1 protein-coding gene (only partly in view) is annotated in these 25,989 nt (G+C 66.8%); it reads right to left on the bottom strand.

The window, feature by feature from the left end; translation table 11 throughout:
* Nucleotides 1–25,989, bottom strand: partial view of a DUF4347 domain-containing protein gene (locus CEY09_RS00105; RefSeq protein WP_088587083.1) — the 5' portion only. Its footprint begins 6,633 nt before the window's first position; 25,989 of the gene's 32,622 nt are visible here — the first part of the coding sequence; the start codon lies at nt 25,987–25,989; its stop codon lies beyond the left edge, outside the window.

Here is a 25,989-nt window from a genome sequence, read left to right as displayed (position 1 = left end):
GCCAATGGTGCCCGACAGCGTTTCCAGCCACACATTGCGCGCCGTGATGGCGGCCTGGCCGGACGCCGTGCCGTTCAGGATGGCGTCCAACGCATACAGGCGCACATCGCCGCGCACGCCGTTGGCATCGACCACATCGATGCCGCCCAGGCGCAAGCCATGCATGCCATACAGGTTGACGCCCTGCGTGGCCGAGGCCCGCACCAAGGCTTGGGTGTCGGTGGCCGACACGCTGACCAACAGCGGCGTGCCTTCCTGCGACACGTCCGCGCCCAGCTGCCCGACCGACTGGCCGGCGATCAGCGAGATTTCGCGCACATAACCCAGCCCTGCCAGCTCGACGGCGCTCAGGTCCGACAGCACCACGTTGGCGTACTGGCGTTGCCCTTCGGACGTGGCGTTCAGGATGGACAGGCCCGCGTTCAAGGTCACGCTGCCGGCCGACACTACCTGACCCACGAGCAGGTTCGCATCGGTCTGGTACGAAGACCCGCCCGCCGCCGTGCCCTTGGTATTGGCCAGCACCAGGTTCAAGTCCTGCGCGCCCAGCTGCGACACCCGCGCCACGCCGCCCGCTTCCACATACAGCGCATGGCCGGCGGTCAGGCTCAGTTGCAGGTGCTTCGTGGCGTCGTATTGATAGATGCCGTTGCCGTCGCGCGAGCTGCCGACGATGTCGCGGTCCGCCACCAGGCTGACCTGGCCGGCGCTTTCCAGCGTGCCGGCGTCGGTGCCGATGATGGAACCGCCCTGCGCGCTGACCGTGATGGTGATGCCGTCCTTGGCGTGGATATCGCCCAGGCGGATGCTGCCCTTGGGCGAATCCAGCCCGACGGTGGTGTCGCTGTACGCGGACACCACGCCGTTCACCGCCTGCACCGCCAGCGAACGCGTGAGCTTCAGCGTCAGGTAGCGCGGGTCGCGCATGTCGCCCACCAGCATGCCGCTGGCCAAGGCCTGCGGGCTGGCGCCGTCTTGCGCCATGTAGGGCACGCTGATGGATTTCCACACCGGGTCCAGGAAGCCGCTGCCGATGTCCACCACCTGCACGCCATTGGCGCGCGCGGCGGCCACATTGGCCTGCCACTGGCTGATCTCGCCCGCCGACGCGCCTTCCAGCAACTTGCTGTTGTAGATGAAGACCTCGCGGCTGTTCTCGTACAGACCAAAGCGGTCCGCAAACAGGAACTGCACGGCGCTGTTGGCGGGCAAGGTCGCGCCCAGCTTGAACGCCGCGTCGTTGGAGAACTGCGGTTCAAAGCGCTGCCACAGGCTGGTGTCGGAGAAGTCCACGCTGGCGCGGTCCAGCGGCTGCGTGCCGGCCGGGCCGATGTAGCGGTACAGCGTGTGATACACGCCCGCCAGGTTGACGGCGTTGGCGCGCGACAAAATGGCCTTGTCGGCCTCGGGCAGCGAGTCGAACACGTTGGCGCGTTCGTCATCGGTAAGCCCGCCCAGGCTGGGCAGTTGCAGCGTGTAGTCGCCCAGCTGCGCGCCGATCGAGCCCTGGCCCGACGTGCGCAACACGATGCCGCCACCGGCCTTCACGTTCAGGAAGCGGTCCGCAGGCGGCGCGCCGTCGGTATCGCCGTCCACGTCGAAGACCTGTTCATTGATGGCGGCCGACACCGGGTACAGCAAGTTGTTCTCGATGTTGCGCAGCGTGGCCGTCGAGAAGTAGAAGAAGTAACCCGCGTTATAGGTTTGACCGTACTGCGCGATCTCGGCCGCCGTTTGGGCCGGCGCGTCGGCGCGCACCGTGTAAGTGCGCGTGTACGCCTCGACGCCCGTGCCGTTCAGGCTGGAGGCGTCGAACGCCACCGTGATGGCGTCACCCATGTTCGGGTACAGCGCCAGCAGGCCGTCGTTCTGCCCCGCCCCCGTCTGGTACAGCATGGCGTCGGCCAGTGTCGCCGCCAAGCGGATGGTGCCGTCCGCGCCCACGATGGCGTAGTACGCCGTGTCGGCGCGCACATTGCCGATCGACTGGCGGAAGTAGATCTCGTCGCCCGTGCGCAAGGCGCGCAACTGCCCCGTGCCGTCGTCCACGATGTTCATGTTGGCCAGCTTGAAGCTGCCCGATCCCACGGACGTCAAGCCCGAGCTGACCGTGCCGGCCGCGGACTCCAGCCGGTCGCGCCAGTAGTTGTGGTATTCGGCCGTCTGCGCCAGTTCCTTGTCGACCACGTAGTCGTAAACGATTTGGTTACGCGTGGACTTGACAAGGTTCTGTGCCGCCGTGATGTCCAGCGCCGCAGGCAGGTAGTTCGGATCGAAGCCCTGGTTCTTCAGCTGCTCGTGCAGCGCCTGCGTCTGCGCGTTCAGACCCGCCGTGGAACCGGCCGCCTGCGTCTGGAACAAGTGCGTGGACACGGTGAACATGCCGTTCACATCGGCCGCCGCAAAGCCCCGGAGCAATTCGCCCGTGATGCCGGCGTCGGTGAACAACGCCTTCACCAGCTCCCTGCCCTCTGCCGTCTGGTTCAGCAGTTCAATCTGCTGATGCAGCACCGCCTGTTCCTTGGAGGCGAACAGCTGGATGGTGTTGTTCGCGCCCACCAGCACGTAATAGGCCACGTTGGTTTGCAGGCTGGCCGTCTTGCCGATCTGCACGCGCACGTCGTTCAGATAGACGCGGTCATAGTTCTGCAAGGCGCGGTAGCCCGTCACCTGGCCGTTGGCGTCCGTCACCGGCACGATATTCATGTCGGTCAAAGTGATGACGTTGTCCGTCGACACCGAGGCGCCACTGGCGGCCGCGTCCAGCAAGCGCACCGTCACCGCGCCCGGGGTCGCCCCCGCCACGCCGAAGATCTTGTCGATGGTGACCGCGGCACCGCCATTGAAGGCGCCGTTGACGCTGTCGGACAGGGTCACGACGCGCCCGTTGACGCTCTGGATGTAATAGATGGCCGTCTGCGTGGAATTGGCGAAGCTCAGTTCCACGCGCTGGCCTTGCACCAGGCGGTCGTTGCCCGGCAGGGTCAGCGTGGCAACGCCGAACTGCGTCAGCGACTGCTGGGTGAAGCCCTTGTCCACCAGGCGGATGCCGGCATTCACCGTCATGCCCTGCAGCACCGGCGTGTAGCCGCCCGACGTGGTCGTGTCGTGCACATTGGTGTTCTGGTAGACGTTCAGGTCTTCCAGCTGCGACTTCTGCGCATACACCTTGCCCGAGAACGTGATGCGGCCAGTCAGCCAGGCGCTGTCGGGGCTGGATGCCGTCAGCGGGTTGCCGTCGGCATCAACGATGGTCAGGATGCGCAGCGTGCCGTTGTCGTACACGCCCAGATCGTGGCCTTGCAGGCTGCCGTTCTGGTTCGTCATGTACAGCTCAAGCCCGGCCAGCGAGATCGACTGCCCGCTTTGCAGCAGCGCCTTGATGCTATTGGCCAGCTGCGTGCGCGCCACATCGCTGAGGTTGACCTTGTTCAGGTCCCAGCTGAAGCCGTCGCCCATGTCGACAAACTCGGCGTAACCGGCGCCGGACGTTTCCGTATAGGTGTAGAACGGCAGCAGGTTGCTGCCGAACCAGCCCCAATTGGTGTTCGGCGTGTCGGACGTCAGGACGCCTTGCTTGAGCGCCGTGGCGCCAAAGCCGCGCTGGATCGTGTAGGCGACGGAGGCGGAGTTCGTTCCCTTGCCCAGGCCGGTCAGGCCATAGACCAGCTGCGACGGCAGCACCGCGGACGTCACCACGTTCGCGCCATTGCGCACGTAGTAGCTCTTGATGGAGATGGCCGCGCCCGAGAACGTGATCGCGATCTGGTTCTGCCCGTTGTTGACGCTGGTGGCGGGCGAGCCGTCGGCCTGAACCAGTTTCAGCGATTCGATGCGCCGGGTGTACTCCACCCCGTCGATCGTGAACGTGATTGTGCTGCCGATCAGCCCGTTGACCGCACTGTTCATCCAGTCGTTGTATTGCTGCACCGTGCCCGAGCCCGGCATCTGCCAACCCAGCGAATTGCCCGCCAGTTGCAGGGTGTTGCCGGTGACGGTGCGCTCGATGACCGACCAGGTGCTGCCCGGCGTCGTCGCCGTCAAGTTGGCGTACAGCGAGCCAGTGCCCGTGGCGATCTGGGCTTGCGGATGGTCCAGGTTGTACTGCGTGATGGCCGCAATGATGTCGGCCGACATGTCCCGGTCATTGGCGCCCAGCACGGGCGCCGGCGTGTTCGTTGCCGGCACCGTCGGCCGGGTGGCGTTCGTGGTGCCGCTGGTGTCGCCCGCGCCCATCGTGCCGGACGCATTGCCCAACACGATGTTCAGATTATGGTGGCCGGAGCTGTCCACGTTGCTCAGGTCGCCCACATAGGGCGACTTCAGCGTGATCAGGATGCTGTCGAAGCTGTTCGAACCCCACCATTGAGCGCCAGTGGGCAAAATCTGGTCAACCGCCAGTTGCTGCCCATCCACCAGCACATAGGTATAGGTACGCAAACCCGCCAGCGCGCGCTGGTACAGGTCGCCCTGCGTCTGCCCTGACTGGCTGGCCAGCGCGTTCAACTGGGCGTTGCTCAGTTGCAGGCGCAGCGTGCTTGAGCCCTGCTGCACGGTCAACGCGCCGGAAGGCAGCGTGAACGAGATCGGCAGATTGGCGTTGGCCTGGTCCGTGGCGCCGGCCAGCGCGTACGACGGGCCGTACAGCACGCCCTGGCTGCCGGCCGTGTAACCCAAGGCCGCCAGCGACACCGGGCCGGGGGTCACGCCCGGATTCGCCGGGTCGTACACCGTGAAGGTGAATTGATAGACGTTGTTCACGCCACTGCCCGCCACCAGCCCCAGATAGCCCAGGATCTCGGTGCGCACATTGCCGTTCAAGCTGTTGTTATAGGCCAGGCGCACCAGATGCTGGCCGTCCACCGCCGCCTTCAGCGCGGCGTTGTACTGGTCCGCCGTCAGGTTCAGCGCCAGGTATTGGCCGCCTTCGGCCTGCGTGCTCAGGTACGTGCCCACGCCGCCCAGCGTGATGGTGGCCGTCTGCAAGGACCGCACGCCCGACCAGTAACTATCGTACTGGGCCAGTTGCGCGTTCAGGTCGGCCAGGATCTTGGCCGTGACCGTGGGATACGCCTTCTCGGTCGCCGTGCGCGTGTCGGCCAGCTCGCCATCCAGCAGCGAACCGCCATTCAGCGTGATATTGACGCTGCCCAGCTCCGCGTAGACGGAGGCCTGCGGATTCGTCCAGTTCACCGGCTTGACCAGCGTCAGGTCGGCGTTCAGCACGTTTTGCGACAGGTAAATGCTCTTGTCGACGCCCGCGGGGCCGCCCGCCAGGCCCGCCTGCGCGGCAAAGCCCTGGCGCGCGTTGATCGTCAGCGCCTTGGACGCGGTGCCGATGGCGCCGTAGCCCGCGTTCAGTTCAATGCGGTTACCCGACACCACAGTGTCCGTGCCGCTGGACGCATGGCTGAAGATGCCGTTCAGCGCCTCGATGTACACCGTGCCGGCGGACGAGTTGACCTTCTTCAAGGTCGCCCACGAACTCGCGCCGCCATCCGAGAAGTAGTTCAAGCGGATGTCGTTGCGCGCCTCGGCGCGGGTATAGCCGTTGGAGCCCATCAGGTTCAGCTTGATGGCCCCGCCCAGCGCGATGGCGTCCACATTCACCTGGGCGTTTGCGCCCGTGGGCATCTGCCCGTTCACATCTCGCGCCATGATGCCGACTTCGCCCTGCATCGTGATCGATGTGGGCTTGGACGCCGACACGGCCTCGATGTGCACCGTTTTTCCGTTGCCCACGATCAGGTTGCCCGCCAGCGTGATGTCGCCGTTGCTGCGGAGGTAGATGGCGTTGTCGGCGTTGCTGGAGCCCATGAAGCTCAGCGTGATCTCTTGCGAGGCCGGCATGTAGAAGGTGAAGAGTTCCTGCTGCTTCTTCTCGACCACCTGCGTCAGCGTGGTGGTCTTGGTGCGCAGCCAGCCGCCGCCGCTCGTGTGCGGGCCATCATTGCGCACGATGACGCCGGTGTTGAACTTGCGGTAGGCCACGCTGAACACAGACGTGTCCAGCGCCGTGCCGCCCGTGGTTTCCAGGCGGTAGTGCTTGCCGTCGGGGCCGACAATGGTGCCGTTGGCATCCTCCACCAGCTTCTGCGTCCCGCTGCCTTCGATCGTGGTCGGCAACAGCGCGTCGTTCAGCTTGCCGCTGGCGCTCAGTTGCGCCTTCAGCGCATCCGGCACGGAATTCACGCCGTCATAGGCGACGACGGTGGACACCAGCACGGGGCGCGGCGTCTCGAAGACCGTTACCGGGCCGGACTTGCTGGTGTTCTTGTCGGTCAGCCAGCCCAGCGGATCAAAGTCGCCGAACAGGTTGAACTGCTTGGTCGTGTAGACGGTGGTGGTGGTTTCGCCCGAACTCCAGCCCATGACCCACACCATCATCTGGCCGGCCTGGGGCTTGTAGTTCAAGGTCAGCGTCTGGCCGTCCTGCAGCGTGCCCGCCGCGCTGCTGGAACCGGCCGTGTTCTGCTGGCCGTTGCCGTTGTCGTACACCCAGATCCAGGTCAAGGGATTCACTTCCCCCGGCGCCGGCTGCACTTGCACGAACTTGTTCCACACCGTGTGCACGACGTTGTTCGTGCCTTGCAGCTCGTACAGGTCCTTCTGGCCACGAGCGGTGTCGATGATTTCGATGCGGCCGCGACGGTAGGTGCTGACGTCGATGTCGCCCGTCACCAGGCCGTAGGTGGTCTGGTTGTCGATATGCACCGAGGCGTAGCCGTTCGCCACGATCAGGTTGCCATTGCCCACCGACACGATCTGCCCGGTCAGCGAAATGCTGCCGCCGGCCAGCCGGATCGGGTCCAGGATGATGGTCTGCGTGGCGTAGTCGAAGCGGCCCGTGATGGCGCCGTAGCGGTTCAAGGAGCCATCCGCGCTGAACGACACGCCGCTGACCGCATAGCCGTTGCCGTCCTGCAGGGACTTGTCCTGGTCGCCGCGGAACGAGCTGTCGATCTTGATGTAGGCGTCGGTCAGGCCGCTTTGGATCTTGCCGTCGATGTTCAGCGTCAGCGCCGAAATGCTCACCGCGCCCAGCGCGAAGATGCGCGAATCGCGTGCCGCCGTGTTGCTGTTCATGTACTGGGCGAACGAGTCCAGCTTCAGGTAGCCCCACTTCAGCAGCACGTTCTGCATCGTGTCGCTGATGCCGGTGCTAGTGCTGTTGCTCTTCAAGGCGTTGACGACGCTGGCCCAGCTGTCGTTAAGCAGCGTGGGGTCGGCGCCGGTGTTGAACCAGCCTTCGCTTTGCAGGCTGAAATTGCCCTTGGCCACGATATCCAGGCTGACCGCCTGGATCGTGCCCGACACGTTGATACTGCCCAGCGTGTTGATGACCGAGACCTTGCCCAGCGGGTTGACCACCGCGCCCAAGAGGCCCAGGTCCACCGGCGCGTTCGCAATCAGGTTGGCCAGCGATTTGTCTCGGCTGCCATCCGCCCTGATCTCGTCCAGCATGCCGCCGAACGGGTCCGCGGCCCAGGCGTTCTTGACCTGGCTGATATTGACTTCGGCCGTGTCGGAGCCCGACGCGCCCTTGACCGACACGTCGTTGATGTACAGATGGCCGGTCTTGAACACCTTCAACTGGCCATCGGAACCCGGCCGGATGATGGTGCCGTCCAGCACCACGGCGTCATACACGTTCATCAGCATCGGCGAATCGTTGACGATGTTGATCTGTGTGTTGGCGCGCGCGTCGATGCCCGCCCGGTTCACGCCGCTGGTGTCCGTGGCGCTGACGTAGACCGATCCGCCTGACGCGTACATATCGGCAATTTCGATATAGAACGTGGAGAACGAATCCAGGTAGCGGACTTGCCCGTCCACCACCGTCGCCATCTGGATGCTTTGCAACTGGCGCTGCAAGGCGGCGATGTTGGCCTGGTAGCGCGCCACCGCCTGCGGGTCGGACGCGTGCTCGTTCTGCATCTTCGTCAACGTGCGGATCTGCTCGCTGATGATGTTCTGCTGGCTGGCGTAACGCAGCGTGGGCATCCCCACGTCCAGAGTCTTCAGCACAAAGTACAGGCTGCCCACCTGGGCAGCCGCCGTGGCGCCGAAGTCCTTGCCCAGCGCTTCGTCCTTCTGGGCTTGGGTCGGGTTATTCAGACGCAGCCAGTAGCTGTTGCCGTAGTTCTCATCGGCCAGATTCAGGTCGCGGCTGTCCAGGCTGTTGTAACGGTAGTAGTTGCCATTGCCGTCCGTGATGATCATGCCGGTCGTGACGTTGACCTTGATGTCGCTGGCGGTAAACGCTTTCAGCTCATAGTTCACGTCGATATTGACCGTGCCGGCCGCGCCGTCCAGGCTGGTCTTGCCCGCACCCAGCAGCTTCTCCAGAATGGCCTTGACGATGGCCGAGTTCGAATCGAACTTCACCGCGCCGCCGGCCGCCTGCACGCCCAGGCTGGTCAAGCCCAGTTCCTTCAGCAGTTCGGCCGGGATCACGAACAGGTTCGCCGCGTTGTTCACGCCCGCGATGATCTGCGTGGCCGCACCCGTGGCGACCTTGCTGGAGGTGGTATCCACCACCCCGTCCGCCAGCTTGGCGGTGGGGTTCAGGTTCAGGCCGATGACCTGCACCGTGCCGTTCACCTTGGCCTGGTCCAAGGTCGATGGGTTGGTCTCCAGGCGCACGTTGCGCTGCGCCTTCAGCAGCGAACCGCTGGACGACACGCCGTCGATCAGCACCGCATTGATCTGGCGCGCCTTCGCGCCGCTGTCCACATCCGGAATCTGGGCGATGCCCACCAGCGTGAACGACACGTTGTCGTTTGCCAGCAGATAGCCGGTCGACAAGGGGTCGGACGCCTTCCCGTTGCCCGCCAGCGCCAGGATGCTGTCGGCCTCGATCGAGGAATTGTCGATCAGGATGCTGTTGCGCACCGTCAGGTCGTTGTTGCTGTCCGACTTGCTGAAGCTGGACACGGACACCACCAGCAGGTCGCTGATGGTCGTCGTGACGCCGCGCGTGTTGGCGGCCATCACCACGTCGCCAAAGGCGTTGCGCAGGAAAGCGCCATCCACCTTCACCTGCGACAGGCTGCCGTCGGTGCTCAGGTGGTTGGTCGACAGCGTGACCGAGACCCCGGCCACGCCGGTGATCTTGTTCTTCTGGGTATAGATGATGTCGTTCGTCGTCACCAGGTCCAGCATGCCCGGCGTGCCGAAGTCGCCGCGCGCCTGCACGACCGTCATGCCGGCGGACGTGATGGTGTCGGTCGCCTGGCGCGAGCCGGTGATGGTGATGGTGGATTCCGGCTTGATCGACACCGTGTGCTTGCTGACGTCGGCGCCCGCCACCCGGACGGAATAGCCCGACAGCGTGGACGTGCCGCGCACGGTGTTGTTGCTGCGGATGTCCAGCTTGTTGCCGGTGACCTGCGCGCCGCCGCTGATGTCGATGGCGGACTTGCCGCCCACTTCCACGTCGATCTTGCCCTGGCGGCCCGCCACCAGCGCGATCGTGCCGGCGTCCATCTTGACGTCCACCGACTGCACCTGGCTGGCCGAGATGCTGAGCATCGTGCCGTCCACGCGGGCGTTGTTGCCGATCTGCACGCGGGCGTCCAGGTTGGTCGTCAGCGACGCGGTGTCGATCGACACCGTCACGCCGCCCACTTCCAGCGAACGCGCCTCGGCCAGCAGGCCGGCTTCGCCGTTGCGTTCGGTGGTGGCACCCACCGTGATGCCCACGATGGCGCCCTGCACCGTCGCGTTGTCTACCGACGCCTTGAGCGAGCCGCCCAGGCGCGTTTCGGCGCTCATCATGCCCACGCCGACGATCCCGCCCGTGATCGCCTTGGAATAGGCGCGGCCGTAATAGGTGCCTTGCGCATTGATGTTGACCATGCCGGGGGTCACGCCCAGCCCGGGCGTCGTCACCGACACACCGGTCAGCACCGCGCCATTCCTGGCTTCGGCCAGCGTCGTCGCGCCGATGTCCACCAGCGCGCGGTTGACGTTGACGGCCAGCCCCGTCGACGCGGCCACGCCGGCCGTCTGGGTCTGGCTGAAGTCCACGGCCACGAGCGCGCTCAGGTCCACCACCGGGGCGGAGACGGTAGCGCCGTCCACCGAGGCCGTCGTCGTGTCGCGCGAGATGTTCTCGGCAATGCCCACGCCGATTGCCGCGCCCACCATGCCGACCGCCACGCTGACTTGCGTCAGGTCGATCTCCGCCGTGATCTTGGTGTCGGCCTTGATGTCCACCTTGCCGAATGCGCCCACCTGCCCGCCGCCCGTGACGCGGGCGCTGACGTTGTTGCGCGTGTTGTTCGTGACCCGCACCCCGGCGCCCGAGGCCGCGATGCCGCCGCCCACCGCGACCGAAGCCGTCACCGCGTCCAGGCCCTTGAAGCTCGTCGTCTCCAGCGCCAGCACCGACACGGCGTCATAAGCGCCCACGTTCTTGCCGCTGGCGGTGTTGATGGTGGCGCTGACCTGGTTCTCGGCCACGCTGTCCACCAGCGTCACGGCCAGGGCCAGGTTCAGGCCGAAGTTGCCCGGCACCGGCAGCGAGGCCGCCACGGCCACGCCGTACGCGCCCGATTTGAGGATGGTGCTGGTGTCTTGCGCCCGCACCGTCACCGAACCCGCGCCGCCCATGATGCCCGCCGTCACGTCCGAGCCCTGGATGGTGGCGGACGTGGTGGTGCCAAAGCGGTTCGTCACCTGCACACCGGAGCCCGCGGCCGAACCGCCCGCACCCGCCACCGCCACGCTGCCCGCGAAGTTGACGCTGGTGAGCGTTTCCGCCGAGGTCGCCAGCACATCCACATTGCCCTTGGCGACGTTGATGGTGCTGTTTTCAATCGAGGCCAGCGCGCGGTTCGTGCGGCTGATGCCATCGCCGGCATAAGTGCCGAAGGTATTGTTGGCGATCGACACGCCGATGCTGGCCGCCAGGCCCGCGCCCGTCGCGCTGACGGACACCGCGCCCGTCACCGCCGAGATCGTGGACGTGTTGTCCGCCTTGACGGACACCCCCGTGCCCGCCGTCAGCGTCGAACCCGTGATGCGGCTTCCCACGTCGTTGGCCACAATGTGCGTGCCTTCCGCGCCCGAACCGGACACGGACACGCCCGAGAAGCCGGCCGCGACCGACGCGGCTACCGACACGCCGTCCAGCGTGGCGGTTTCCTTGGCCGACACCGACACCGCATCCGACACGTTCAGCGTCGACGCGTTCACCGACGCCTGCACGCTGGTCGCGGCGACGTTCTTCGCCACCGATGCGCCCACCGCCAAGGACCCGCCCGACATCGCAAACGCCAGCGAGGCGCCGATGGCCTTGGCGTTCAAGATGGTCGTGTCTTCGGCAGCCACGGACACGCGCGTCATCTGCGCGCCCGTGCCCACGTTCAACGTGGTGTTGGACACCGACGCATCCACCGCGCCCAACGCCTTATTGCTGGCCAGCGCTACGCCCACCGACAAGGCCAGGCCCTGCGACGTGCCGGACAAGGCCGCGCCTGCGGCCGTGGCCTTCAGCGTGGCGGTGTTCGTGGCCTTGACGGTCAGGCTGTCCGCGCCGCGCACGTTGGCGTCAATCTGCGTCAGGCCGTCAACCTGCGCGCGCGTCACGGCGCGCGTGCTGTTCGATGCGTTGGATCCCGCCGCCGCCAGCGCGACGCCGTTGTAGGCAATGCCCACCGCGCCCGCCACCACCACGGTTTCCAGCGTCTGGATCGTGTCGGCCGTGACGTTGATGGCGCCCAGGTTCGACACCTGGGTGTTGGACAGCGTGGCGCGTGCGCCCGCCTCCTGCGTGATGTCGTTCTCGGCCACCGAGGCGCCGATGGCAAGCGAGCCGCCCGCCGCCGTGAAGGCCACGCTGGCGACCACGACGGTGGACTTGATCGTGCCGCTCATGTCGGCGTCCACGGTCAAGGTATTGGCGCCGTTGCCGCTGATGCGCGAGCCGTTCATCAACGCCGTGGCGGACGAACTGATCACATTGCGCGCATTGGCGCCGCCGCCCGCCAGCGATATGCCGCCCAGGCCCACGCCCACGGCGACCGATGCCGCCACCGACACGGTATGGATGCTGGCCTGGCTGTCCGCCTTGACGGTGATGGCCGGGGCGTTGACGAAGTTCACGCCATCGACCTTGGCCAGCGCCGCATTGCCCACATCGTTCTGCGCCAGCGACGCCGCGACCGACAGGGACGCGGTGGCGGCCAGCGACACCGCCACCGAAATCGCCACCGCGGCAATCGTGCTGTCGATGCGGGCCGCGTCCATCGCCACCACCGACACGGTGGCCGCGTTCCACGCATGCGCCTGGTTTTGGTCCGTGATGCGGGCGGTGATGCCCGTCTTGATCTTGTTGACGGCCCGCGCGCCCGCGCCGGCCCCCGACACCGCCAGGCTGGCGCCGTCCACGATGGGCGGCGCATAGGCCACCGACACCGCGACCGCGCCCGCCACCACGACGGCGTCGATGCTTTGCTGCTGGTCGACGCTGCCGTCGGCCTTGAACGTCGCATTGCTGGCGTTGACGCGCACCGCGCCCGCCGTCACCGTGCTGCCGTCGATGCCGGCCACGATTTCATTGACCGGACGGCCCGCGCCCAGCGCCACCACCTGCCCGGCGCTATTGACGTCGTAGCCGATGACGTTCTCGGCCATGGCCACGCCCACGGAGGCCGACGCCGCCGCGTAGTGGCTGACCGACACCGAGGCCGACATGCCCAGCACCACCGCGTTGATCTGCGACAGGCCGAGCGCCAGCACGTCCAGCGCGCCGAACGTGTTGCCCGCGCCCGAGGTGTCGATGACCGCATCCGACACCACCGCCTGCACGCTGGCGGAAATGACGTTGCGCGCCAGCGCCCCGCCGCCGCCGATGGCGGCATTGGCGCTATCGCCCACCGACACCGCGACGGACGCGCCCAGCACTACCGACGTGATGTCGGCCTGCTGCGTGGCGCTGACCGTCAGCGCCGCGCCGCCCGTTTCAATGCGGCCGCCCTGGATCTGGGCGTGCACCGTGTTGAACACCTTGTTGACCGCCACGCTCGTGCCCACCGCAATGGCCACGCCCGCGCTGCCCGCCTGCACGCTGACCGCGCCGCCCACGGCGACGGCGGTGATGGCCGCCGTGTCGCTGGCCGACACCGTCACGCCCTGGCTGCCGGCGCGCGTGCGGATCACGGCGCTGTCCACCAACGCCTTGACGACGGTGGTGATGTCGCTGATGGCCACCGACACGCCCACGGACGCGCCCGCGCCCATGCCGCCTGCCGACACCGCCACGGCCAGCGCGCCGGCCACGGTGACGATGCTGCCGGTGTTCTCGGCGTTGACGCGCACGTCGCCGTCGATCGTTCCGTTGTTCTTGGGGTCCACATTGCGCAGCGTGGCCTGAACCGAACCGCCAATGGTGTTGCCGCTGCCCGCGCCTGCACCGGCGCCCGCAAAGCCCTGCCCCACCGCCACCGCCGCCGCCACGCCAATCGACGTGGACACGATGCGCGACTCGTTGATCGCGTCCACCGCGATGCCGTTGGCCGAGCCGATCTGCGTGCGCGCATTCGCGTCGCTGACCGAGCTGCCGTCGATGTACGCCAGGGTGTTGTTCCTGACCGTGTTGTCGGTGGCCGACACGCCGGCCGCGATGCCCGCGCCGCTGCCCGGCGACACCGCCACGCCCAAACCGCCCGCCACGGCCAGCACATAGCCGTCGTCGCGCGCCTGCACGGCCACGCCCGGCGCGCCGCCCGAGGACAGGGCCTCGACCAGACGCGCGTTGCGGATGCCGGCTTCGTTCTTGCTGTTGACGCGGTTGACCGACACGGCCCCGCCCACCGACACCGCCGCCGTGCCCACGGCCACGCTGCCCGCCACGGTCACGTTGTGAATCTGGCCGGTGAACAGCGAGGCCACCTGCACATGCGCGCCGCGCACGGCGCCCTGCGTGTCGCGGATCAAGGCCGACACCGAGTGCTCGCGCGCATTGCCCGCGGGCGCGCCACCCAGGTAGTTGTAGGACAGGCTGGCGCCCACCGCCACGCTCGCGCCTTGCGAGCCCAGGCCCAGCGCCACCGCGCCGGCCAGGCTGTTGATGGTGGATTCGTCGGAAGCCTGCACGACGATGTCGCCGTCCGCCACCACGTCCTGGCCGCTGACCGTGTCGCCGATCTCGGCGGTAATGGTGTTGGCGATCCAGTTCAGCACCGCCGACCCGCCAAAGCCCACGTTGGCGCCGGAGCCCCCGGCCGCCACCGCGCCGCTGACCGCCATCGCGGAAATCTGCGCGTTCAGGCCCGGCGACAAATCATCAGGCTTGGCAAACGTGGACAGCACCACGATATCGCCCGCCGCCGACAAGGACGAGCGCACCGCGCCCGCGTACACCGTGTCGAAAATCTGGTTGACGGCAAAAGCCATGCCGGCCGCCACGCGGCCGCCTACAGAGACGGACACATTGCCCGCCAGCGCCGCAATGCTGGCCATGTCTCGCGCGGCGATTCGGATATCGCCCGCCGTCGCCGTCACAGACGCATCGCGGATCTGCGCATGCACGGTGTTCTGGATGGTATTGACTGCGACCGAACCACTGACCGCCACGCCCGCGCCGCCGGCCAGGCCGATCGACACGTTATAAATGCTGGCGCGCTCGTCGGCGCGCACCTGCACGGATTCGGCTTCGACGGTTGCCGACGCGATCGCCGCGCGCACGTCATTGCGCATGTCCGCCACGCTGACCGAGGCGCCGATCGCCGCCGACGCACCTTGCGTCAGAGAAATGCCCAGCGCGCCCGTGGCCGTGACGATACGGCTGGCGTCCTGCGCCGACACGGACACCGCGCCGGCCTCGGCCAGCACCTTGGTGCCCGCCGCCGCGCCCGTGTTGTCGATGATTGCGGACACATCCGCCCGCGACAGGTTCACGCCGATGGCGCCCGCGCCGCCCAGGGACTTGCCCCCGGCGCCGGCCACCGTGATGCTCAGCATGCTGTTGGTCAAGCCATGGCCTTGCGTCAGCGAACCGATGTCCAGCGCAATCAGACCACCCGAGGTGATGCGGTCCACGGCCTTCTGCAAGCTGATGCCACCCGTGCCCGTCACGGCGCCCAACTGCATGGCGATGCCATCGCGTGCATTGTCCAGCGACGTCGCCAATTGATAGCGGAACGCGCCGCCTTGCGACGCGTTGATGACGTAGTAACGCTGACCATCGACCAGACCCGCAATCTCCGTGCCCTGGCTGCGGTAGATCACGGTGTCGCCCGTGGCCAGACCCGCGTCGGTGGCAAAGGTAAAGCTGTTCTCGCCCGCCACCTGCGACTTGCCGCTGCTGGCTGACAGCGTGGCGTCCGTCGGCGTGCCCTGCGTGATGCTGGTGTTTTCGGTGCCGTCGCTGCCGGTGGTGGTCGTCGTCTGCGAGGTCTGGCGTTGCAGCTCGACCTGCGTGAACGCGATCATCGCGTCCGGGTTGACGGTCATCGGCTGGTTCTGCGCGTCCAGCAGCTTGTTGCCCGCCGCATCCGTCAGGAAGTAGTCATAGCGCTTGGTGCCGGCATTGAATTCCGCCACATAACCCAGCGCCGCCAGCGTGACGGCGGCGCCGTTCACGTCTTTGAAGCGCAGCGTGGTGCTGTCCACGACCTCAACCACGTATACGTGATCGTCCGTCAGGCCCGTCAGCACGCCGTTGGCGGCCACGCTGACGACCACCTTGTCGCCGGTCGCCAGGCCATGCGCCTTGGGCAGCGTCAGGCTGCCATCGGCGTTCAGCACCGCGCCCGCGGGGTTGTTGACGCTGAAGCGTTGCGGGGCCGCGCTGACCGATGCGCCGCTGAAATCCACCAGGTTGCCCTGGCCGTCACGCAGCTGGAACGAGGTCTGGTCGGCACTGAGGTTGACCACGTAATACGTCACGCCCACCTTCAGCACATCCTTGCCCTGCGCAAGAATGCGGTTGGCCAGCACGTCGTCGATCTGGCCATTGCTGCCCACCGAACCGCTGTACACGATGGCCGAGCCTTCCTGCACGCCGGCAAACGGCGTGCTCAAGGTCAGCGTGTTGTTGGCCGGGTTCAGCGTCACGCCCGCGTCCACACCGTGGAATGGCTGAAGATTGACGCTGGTGGAATTCTGCATACGCACATGGGCAAAGCCCACGGCGGCAAGGTTGCTCACGCTGCTGAATTGCAGCGCCTTGCCGCGCAGCGCGTCTTCCTGCGTGTCGGCCAGCTGGATCACGGCCTCGCCATTGGCGGCCTCGCGGCGGATCACGTAGTACACGCGGTCGTTGCGCAGGCTGGAGCCATCGGCCAGCTTGATGTTGGACGCGCCCGCGCTCACGTAAACGCCGTCGCCCGTCTGCCAGCCCGAGAACTCGCCGCCCGTCGTACCGCCCTGCCCCGGCATGCCGCCGTTGCCGCTGTTGTCGGCCGTACCGTTGATGACGGCCGCCGCGTTGCCGGTGAAGGTCAGCGTGCTGCCGCCCTGGTCCACCTTGATGTCGCTGCCGCCCACCGACAGCTGGTCGCCACCGTTCAGCTGCGCATTGCCGCCCGCCGCCATCGGGTCCACCAGGCCAGCGAACACGTTGACGTTGCCGGCCGCCGCGTGCACATCGCTGCGCTGGATGGCCGCCGTCACCTTCGGATTGGCCGTCGTGCCGGCATTGTCGGCCACGCCCGCCGTCGTGACCGCCGCGCCGGAATCGGCCAGCGTCCCGTTGTTGAAGCTGAGCAGGTTACGGTCAAAGGCGGTGTTTCCGCCCATGATGTTGACCGCCACGGCCAGGCCCACCGCCGCGCCCTGCGTGGCGATGGAACCGGCCACGGTGATGGCGTACAGCGCGGATGCGTCCGACGCGTTCACCCGCACGGCATCGCCCGAGAAGCCCGCGAGGCTGCCTGCCTTGATAGTGCTGTTGCTGATGCGCGCTTCGGTTGCGCCGCGCATCATGTTGACGTTGACCGCGCCGGCCAACGCGAAATTCTTCGACAAGGCGCCTGCCGCGCCCACCGACACCAGCAACGGCGACGAATGTGCCGACACGTCCACCTGGCCGCTGACGTCCACGTCGGCGTTGTCGATCAGCGCGCTGGTGCGCGAGCTCATCTCGTTGATACTGACAGACGCGCCCACGGCCACCGAGCCGCCGGCGGCCACCGCCACGCCGCCGGTCACGGCGACGAGCGTATTGTTCTCGGTCGCCTTCACCGTCAGCGCCGTGGCGTTGATGGTGCTGCGCGCCGCCACCGCGCCATTGCCGGCGTAGCTGGGCAGCACATAGGCCGCCACGGCCGAGCTGACCCGGTTGACCTGCACCGAGCCCGCGGCCGCGAACTTGGCCTGGCCCATGCCCATGCCCACGCCCACGCCGACCGCGCCACCGCCCAGTGACGAGGTGTCTTCAGCGCTGATGTTCACCGCGCCGTGGCCCTTGGTATCCACGGTCGAACCCTGGATGCCGGCCATGACCGCGTTGCCGATTTCGTTGTAGCTGACGGCGATGCCCACGCCCGCCTTCTTGCCCGCGCCGGCCGCGCCGGTAATGGCGACCAGCGTGGTCTTGTCCGACGCACTGACGTTCACGTCGTGGTTGCCGGTGGCCGCGCCGCTGTGCGTGACCTTGCTGTTGATCAGATAGCTTTCAATGCGGTTGGACACCACGTTGACGGCCACCGAGCCGCCCACGCCCGCGCCATCGCGCGCCATGCCGAACGCGCCGGCAAAGCCCACGACCACCTGGGTGGATTCCGCCGACACGTCCACGCGGCCCGTGTACAGCAGGTCGGTCACCTGGCGGATACCCGCCTCGACGTTGCTGGTGCTGACGTTGACGGCAATCGCCGCGCCCACGCCTGCCTTGCCGTCCGAGCTGGCGGCCGCGCCCGCCACGGTGGCCAGCACGCTCAGGTCGCGCGCCTGGATGGTGATGTCGCGCGCCGACACCTTAGCCGCGTTGCTCAGCACCGCGATGTTGGCGTAGTCCGCCACGCCCACGGCGGCGGAACCCGCCACCGCCACGCCCTTCTGCCCCTTGGCCCCGGCCATGCCGGCGGCAATCGTCACCGCGACGCCGGTCCGGCGAGCCGCCAGCGCCAGGTTGGCGGTAACGGCCAGTTCGCCCACCGCCATCACCTCGGCGCGGGCTTCGCCGCCCAGCATGTTCATGCTGTAGGCGCCGGCCACGCCCACGTTGGACTTTGCCGTGTCCGACTGCGCCAACGCCGCCGAACCCGACAGCGCCAGCGCGTGGGTGTTGTTCAACGCGGTAATCGACGCGTCACCGCCAATCTTGATGACCATGCCCGCCGCGTTGACATAGGCCTGGGCAAAGTCGCTGACCATGTTGACAGCCACCGCGCCCGAAATCGCCACGCCTGCCTTCGACGGCTGGCTGCTGGCGGCCGAGCCGCCTGCGCCGGATGCCGGCGCGCCCGCGTCCTGCGTCAGCTGGCCCACCTGGCCGCTGACCGAGTCCAGCACGCTGCTGACATCCGTGCTGGGCAAGGTCGGGGTGCTGGTGCCGGGAGTTGCATTGCCCTGGCTGCCCGGCAGCTTGATGGCCGACGTATCGGTGCCGGTGCCGCCTGCGCCGCCCGAGCCGCCCGCCCCCGCGCCAGTGCCGCCGCCCGCGCCCGCCACCGGGCTGGACACGCGCGAACCGGCCACGGCGAAGTTGCCGACAAAGCCCTTGTTTTCCGCCCGCACCGATAGCGAGGCCGCCGAGAACGTGCCGGCCGCCGAGGCCGAGGGCGCGCCATCGGACACGCGCAAGGTGTCGCCGATCAGCGCCTGCGTCCAGCGGTTGACGTCGTTGATGGACACGCTCATGCCCACGCCCGCCGCCTGCGAACTGGCGGCGGCGCCGGCAATCGTGCCGACCCAGGTAGCGTCGGTGGCCTGGATGGCCGCCGCGCCGCTGGCGTTCACCGTTGCGGCGCGGCCCACTTGGGCCAGCGTCGTCGCGCTGGTGGAATTCACCAGCACCACGCCATTGAGCGCCAGCGTCTTGGCCTGGCCGCCCGAGGCGCCCAGCGTGACCGAGATCAGTTCATTGTCGGCATTGACCGTGAGCTTGCCGGCGTTGATCACCGCCGTGTCGCTGACGACCGCGCGCGTGTCGTGCTTGGCCGCGTTCACATACACCGACACGCCAATGGCCGAGCCTTCCTTCGAGCTGCTGCCGTAATCGAAGCCCTGGTACTTCGGGGTCAGGAAACCCTTCGTCAAATCCTTGCCATAGCTCAGGCGGCTTTGGCCGTCGGCCTTGGCGTCGGCCTTCTTCAGCGACTTCTCGCCGCCGATCGACACCGACGGCAGGATGATGTTGCCGACCAGATTCAAGCGCTGCGAGGAATTTTTGGCGTCAACGGTGACGTCGCCGGCGGCGGCGCCAGCAATGCGGGTATCGATCGCGCCCGCCACATTGGCCTGCGTCTTGGTGTCTTGCACCAATACGGTGAAGGCCCCCGACAGGGCCAGCTTCTTGCTCTTGGCCGTGGCGCTGGCCCAGGTGCTGAAGCTGGACGAGATGCCGCCCGTGCTGGTCAGCGTGGCCTGCAGATTATTGAGGAAGCTCTTGGCGGCGTCGCTCGCCACCGTCATCTTGGCCGAGGTGCCATCGGCCGCGTTCCACTTGCCCTGGATGCCATCGAAGGGCGCATACAGATTCACCAACCACAGCTTGTTCGGGTCGATCTGGTTCAGCGTGCTGGCCGTTACGGCCACGTCGCCGCCCGTGGTGCTGATGCTGGCGTTCTTGGAAAGGCTGGCCTGCGTCTTGACGTCTTCAATGCCGATGACCACCGCGGCCGCCGCGCCAAAGTCCGACCCGTCCGGCCCCGTCGCGCGTTCCGGCTGGTTGGTCGTCAGGTCGTTTTTCTTTTTCAGAAACGCCTGCTTGTCGGCGATGGCCTGATCGTCCACCCCGCTCATCACCGTCAGCTTGGTGTTGTATTGCGTGACGGCATTCACCGTGACGTCACCGCCCGCCGTGTTGACCGTGGCGCCGTTCACGCCGTTTCCGATGCGCGCCGTGGTCGTGATGTTGCTCATCGACATGCCCAGCGCCGCGCCCACCTGGAACTCGGTGGACGGGTTGTCGATTTCCTTCTGGATGTCCTCGTCGTACTTGGCGCGGTCCTCGAAATCCTTCTCCTGCTTGATTTCCTTGACCTTGTCGCCGAACTTGCCACCCCGGCTATCCGACACCAGCCCGCTGAAGAAGCTCTTCACGTACTGCGCGCCGGTGCCCAGGCCGCTCAAGGCGCCGCCCACCACCGGCGTCACCGTCTTGGAAATGGCCGCGCTCTTGGCCTCCGTTTGCGCCGACGACAGATAATCGCTGCCGGTCGCGGCGCGCCCGCCCAGAATCGTCTTGACCGAAATCGCGCTGCCCTTGTCCAGCGCCTTGGCCTCGACCGTGACCTTGCCCGCGTTGCGCGTCACCACCATGCCGTCCATGAAGGCTTCGGTTTTGAGCTGGTTGTAGGCAAAGCCCACCGCCACGCCGACCTTGGCCACGCTGGCCTTGTACTTGCCGGCTTCCTTGGACGGATCGATCTTGCCATCCGCGCCCGTCACCGGTTTGGTGTCGTCGCTTTCGGCCATCGCGCCCTTGGCGGTGATCGAAATCGTGCTCTTGTGATTGGTGATGGCCTGGATGGTGACGTCGCCGCCCACATTGCTGACCGTGCCCGTTGTCGGGTCGGCCGTGTGTTGCAGGCCCGTTTCCAGACGCGCGCCGGTGCCGATGTGCACCGTGGATTCGCTCAGCACCACCGCCACGCCCACGCCGATCACGGCGGGCACTGCGCCCAGCTGGCCCGGCAGCAGGGTCACGGAGATATCGTTCGTGACCTCGGACTTGATGGTGATGGCCTTGGAGGCGATCACCCTGCCTTGCACGTCGATGTGCGAGTAATTCTGCAACACGCCCACGCCGATGCTGGCCACCTTGGACACCAAGGGGCTCAGCGCCACCGTGGCCGACGAGGTCGACGTGATGGTGACGTCGCTGTTGGACACCAGCCGCGCCTGCGCGCCCACATTGATGGACGACTTGTAGGTGATGCCCGCCCACGACGCCATGGCGCTGGCGCCGTCCAGGAACTTCATCAGCGCATCAAACGCGGAATTCACCCCGCCCGCCAGCGTGCCCAGCACACCGCTCTGGTTCGCGGCGTTCTTGATCAGCGGGTCCAGATCGTAGTCCTTGCTGTCGATCTTGGTCGTCAGGCTGACGCCCGCGCCCGACGCATTCTGCGCCCACAAAGTGGCGTTGTTGATCGTGATGCTGGTTTCCAGCGTGTAGATCTGGGCAAAGCCGCTGCGCCACGGGCGGTAGCGTTGCGCCGCCAGTTCGACGGCGCCCGCCGCCAGCACGATATTCGCGCCCGTCGTGGCGCCGACCGTGATCTTCTCGCCTTCCAACCGCAAGGTATGGGCAGCGTCCAGCGTGATGTCCGTGTTTACCGAGAACGATTGGCCGCGGATGATGACGTTGCGGCCGGTCACGGCAAGCGCCGTGTCCACCGTGCCATTGCCGATGTCCAGCACGTAGTCGAGCTTGTCGGTGTTGGCGCCCAGCGTCACGCCGAGGATGGTGCCGGTCGCCGAGATCAGGGTCGACAAGGCCGTGCCCGCGCCCAGCGCCATCACTTGCAGGCTGTTGCCCGACCCCGCGTTCGACGCCAGCGACACCGTGACGGTGCCGTTCGCGGTGTCGGCTGGCTGCGTCACCACGAAGGACACGTTGTTCGTGTTGCCCTTCAGCGTGTCATAGCCGCCGCTGGTGGCCAGCGTGACCGGTGCGCTCCAGGCAGAGGCGTCCAGCGTGGTCGCGCCGGTGGTGTTGGTGGCGATGACGGTGGCGTCGGTGAACGCGTTGCCGCCGTAGTTGACGACATTCGTGCTCGTCCCGGCATTGACGTAATGCACGTTGGGACCCGTCAACACGGCGCCGACGCTGGTATTGACCACCAGGTGATTGCCAGTGGCCGTCGCCAGCGTGACGATGTTGTTGCCGGCTCCGGTATTGTTCGCCGACTGGCCGTAATTGACGACAAAGGTGTTGTCGCCACCGCCCGAACGGATGGTGGAATTCGTGCCCGCCAGCACAAACTGCGTCTGATGGCCGATGGCCAGCGCCGCGCCCGTCAGCACGCCCGCGCCGGTCGAGCTGGTTTGCACCTGGCCCGCCACGATCAGGCCCAGCTTGTAGGCCGCGTCCGACAGGCTGACGGTGGAGTTCGACACCGTGCCGTCCGCGTTCAGCGCCGCCTGCATGCCGGGCGCCAACGTGAACACGCCCGAGAAGCCCGCCGCGATGGCGTCCTGGCTGTAGGCGATCTGCAAGCGGCCCTGCGCGTCCAGGCTGGCCGTGAGCGCGTACAGGTAGTCCCACTCGGTGGTGGTGTCGGAGGCCGGAATCAGCTTGCCTGCGTTCGGGCCGCTGACGGCCACGCGCAACGGCTCACCGGCCGCGTTCACCATGATGCCGGCGCCGATGGCGTCCAGCAGGTCTTGCACCGTGCGCACGCCTTCCAGGCCGACATCGACCCGGGCGTTGGCATGGTTGGGAAACAGGAAGGCCAGCGCCGGGCCTTCGGCCGGCGTGTAGCCCGAGGTCAGGTCCGACAGATAAGTCTGCGTCGTCACGCCCGTGAACGCGGAGGTGTCCACCGTGTTGGCGCTGCCGCCCTGCACCACGAAGCGGAAGTCATTCACGTTCGTGAAGGCGCTGTTGATGGCGGCGCCGCCCATGCCGATCGTGAGCTGGGTATTGTTCAGCGCCACGTTCTTGCCGCCCGTGGACAGCTCGATGGTGTTGATGCCGGCCGACCCGATCACCTGCGTGGCGTAGGCGTTGCTGATGATGAAGGTGTTGGCCAGGCCCGCCGAGCCATCCAGCTCGGCCGCGCCCGCAAAGCGCGACGTGTCGATCCAGTTGCCGTATTCGCCGCTGATGACGCGCGCGCTGGTGATGTTGGCGTAGGTAGACGCGGTGGCCTGCGTTTCGCCCGCCGCGCGCTTGATCCAGTTAGTGCCGCCGTTCTGCTCGAACGACACATAGCCCACGCCGCCGGTCGCGGCAATCTGCGCTTCATAGCCCGCGCCGTCGATGCCCGTCAGGCCGTCGGCGGCCACCACCAGTTCGGTGGTGGCGTGGGCGCCCGTGCCGCCGGTGATGGCATAGCGCCCGCCCAGCAGCATGATCTGGTGCTTGGTGTTAGCGCCGGAGCCCGACTTGATGACGCCGCCCATCATCAGGCCGCTGACCAGCACCGTGTTGCCGGAAAAGGCGGATGCGTCGATCAACGTGGAACCCAGGCCGCCGTTCAGGCGCGCATCGCTGAAGGTCCCATGCAGGGTGTTCACCAGGGTCGGATTCGCCACGCCCGTCGCAAGCGGTGTGCCGTCGGTGGCATACACCCCGGTCAACTGGGCGTTGGTCAGCGTGAAATTCCATTCCCCATTTTCGCTGACCGTATTGCTCAGCGACCCGGCCTGCGCCCACAGGTCGTTCGCCCCTTGGTAACCGGTAAATGTGTTGTTGCCCAGCCCGCCCTTGAGGACGTTGGCGCCTGCGCTGCCGATCAGCGTCAGGTCACCGCGATAGTTCGTGCCGTCCAGCGTAACGACGGTACCCGCGTGATTGGTCGTGCCTGCCGCCGCAGCGGCATCGATGGTGCGATAGTCCTGCAAGGTCACGGCGTTCACGCCGCGCAGGGTCACCGTCGTAGCGGTGCCCGCGCCAACAGGCGTGTTCGTCAACGTGGCCGAGGTCTTGTCGCCGCTGAGCGTGGCATTGCTGTCCACGCCCGCGATGTATTCCGTTGCGCCGCCCGTGGCCAGGTTGCCGATCACCAGATCGTTGCCACCGCCGCCGCTGATGCGGTTCTGCCCGCGGCTGTTGGCCACGGTGATGATGTTGTCGCCCAGGCTGCCGACGATGTCGTTGCCATAATCGCCGCCCGCGCCAATGACGTTGCTGATGTTCAGCACGCCGGCCAGGCCGCTGGCGTCGTAAAGCCCGGTGTTGCCGTCCTGGAAGTTCAGGTTAACCGTGACGTTGTCTTCATAGGCCGAGTAATCCAGCGTAGTTTTGCCGGCCACGCCGAAGAACATCTGGACGTCAAGATTGCTGACCAGCGCGGTCGCCAGGCTATTGATGCTGCCGTCGGCCGCCAACCCGGCGCCCAGGAATACGCTGACGCCGCCCCCCGTCTGCACACGGGCCGTGATGTCGGCGCCAAATTGGGAAAGGTCCAGGGTGTTGCCGCTTTGGCCAGCCTGCTGGGTCAGGGTAAAACCGATGGTGCCGCCTGCGACGATGTAGGTGTTGCCGCCGCCGCTACCCGTAATGATGTCTTGCGCGTTGTTGATCGTGACGGTGGTGTCGCCCACCACGGTGATCTTGTTGCCGCCCTGCGTGGAACCCTTGACGCCGCTGATCGCTCGCACATAGCCGAATCCGGTCGGCGGCGGCGGCGGAACGTCTTCGCCATTGGCGTCTTCCGTGGGGCCGGAAAGGTCGACCGTGACGCCGGTGGCATAGCCGCTGTAATCCAGGATGGTCTTGCCATCCAGCGCGGTGCCGATCAGGTTGAAGGTCTTGTCCCCGATCTTCAGGCTTTGCGTGCCATCGGCGGACTTGAACACCACGTTGACGACGTGCTGGGTCCAGTTGTTGCCCGCATCCACCGTCGAATAGGTGATCTGGTAGGCGTCGTTGTTGCTGATGATGGCGGTGACGTTGCCCTTGATGCCCGAGAAATCCAGCGTGTTGTTGCTGTTGTCGTCGTCTTCGTTGCGCACCCAGACGCCGTTCTCAAGCTTCATGCCCTGGCGCACTTCGATCGTCGTGACGGCCGAGGTCGAATTGTTGTCGAACACGAACGTGTTGTCGCTGCCATAGCCGATCAGGTGGTCATTGACCGCCACCCCCTGCAGCGTGGAACCGCCGCTCTGCAGGCCCGTGGCGCTGGCCATCACCCCGTTCCAGCTGGCGACCGTCACCGTGTTGGTGTCGATCACGCCATTGCGGTAGTCCAGCACCCAGTCGCCGCCCAGCGCGGCGCTGCCCACCGTGTGGGTCGCCGCCGCGACATCGGCGCGCGTGATGGCCGACAGGCTGTCGACGAAGGCCACGCCCGCGCGACCGGCCGCCACATTGCAACCGTACAGCAGGATGTCGCCGTCTTCCGACAAGGCATCGCCCCAGGCACGCAACTGCTCCTTGTACGTGTCCAGCTGGCCCTCGCCCAGCGTGGCCGTGCCCAGTGTCAGCGAGCCCACGCTGCCGTGGCTCATGATCTGCACCGCCGCCAGGTCTTTGTGCTGGGCCAGGATCTGCGTGATCTGGTCCACGCCGTCATAGCGTCCGTCCAGCACGATGATCTCGGTGTCATGGCTACGCAGCACCTGCACTTGCGGCCCCTCGCCCGTGGGCTTGACCAGGCCATCCAGGCCTTCGGTCTTGCCGCTGATCAGGCCGTACAGGCCTTGCACGATCTGCTCGGCGTTGTCGACGGCCGGGTCCACGAAGATGATCTGGCGCACCGGCGTCTGCTCGGACTGCGTGGTGTAGCCGGGAATGTTCGCGGCCGCTGCGGACGGTTTGGCCTGGCTGGCTTCCTGCCCGGGCAACCACGCCTTGGCGTGGCCCTGGCGCGTGGCGTTGGCCTTGGCGTATTGGTCCAGCGTCAGCATTTCGCTGTGCTGGGTAGCGGCCTTGAAGGCGGCGCGTTCCACCAGATACGGGTGGGTGCCCGGCGCGGTGGGCTTCTTGCCCTGGGCGCCGGCAGCCGCAGCACCGGGATTGGCCGGCGTCACGATGGGGGCCTGGTCGCTGGCGGGCGGCGGCGGCGGAACCAGCAGCTCGGCCGACATGAGATAACGGCGCTCCAGCGCCTCGAAGAGGGGCCGCCTGCGGAACAAGGATTGCTGCACCTCGCGGGAGGAACGGCCGGTCCAGAGTTTGCGCGCCAGTTTCTTCATGCTCAT

The organism is Achromobacter marplatensis (genome assembly GCF_002209535.1).
Lineage (GTDB): Bacteria > Pseudomonadota > Gammaproteobacteria > Burkholderiales > Burkholderiaceae_B > Achromobacter > Achromobacter marplatensis.
This window is presented reverse-complemented; position numbering and strand designations above follow the sequence as displayed.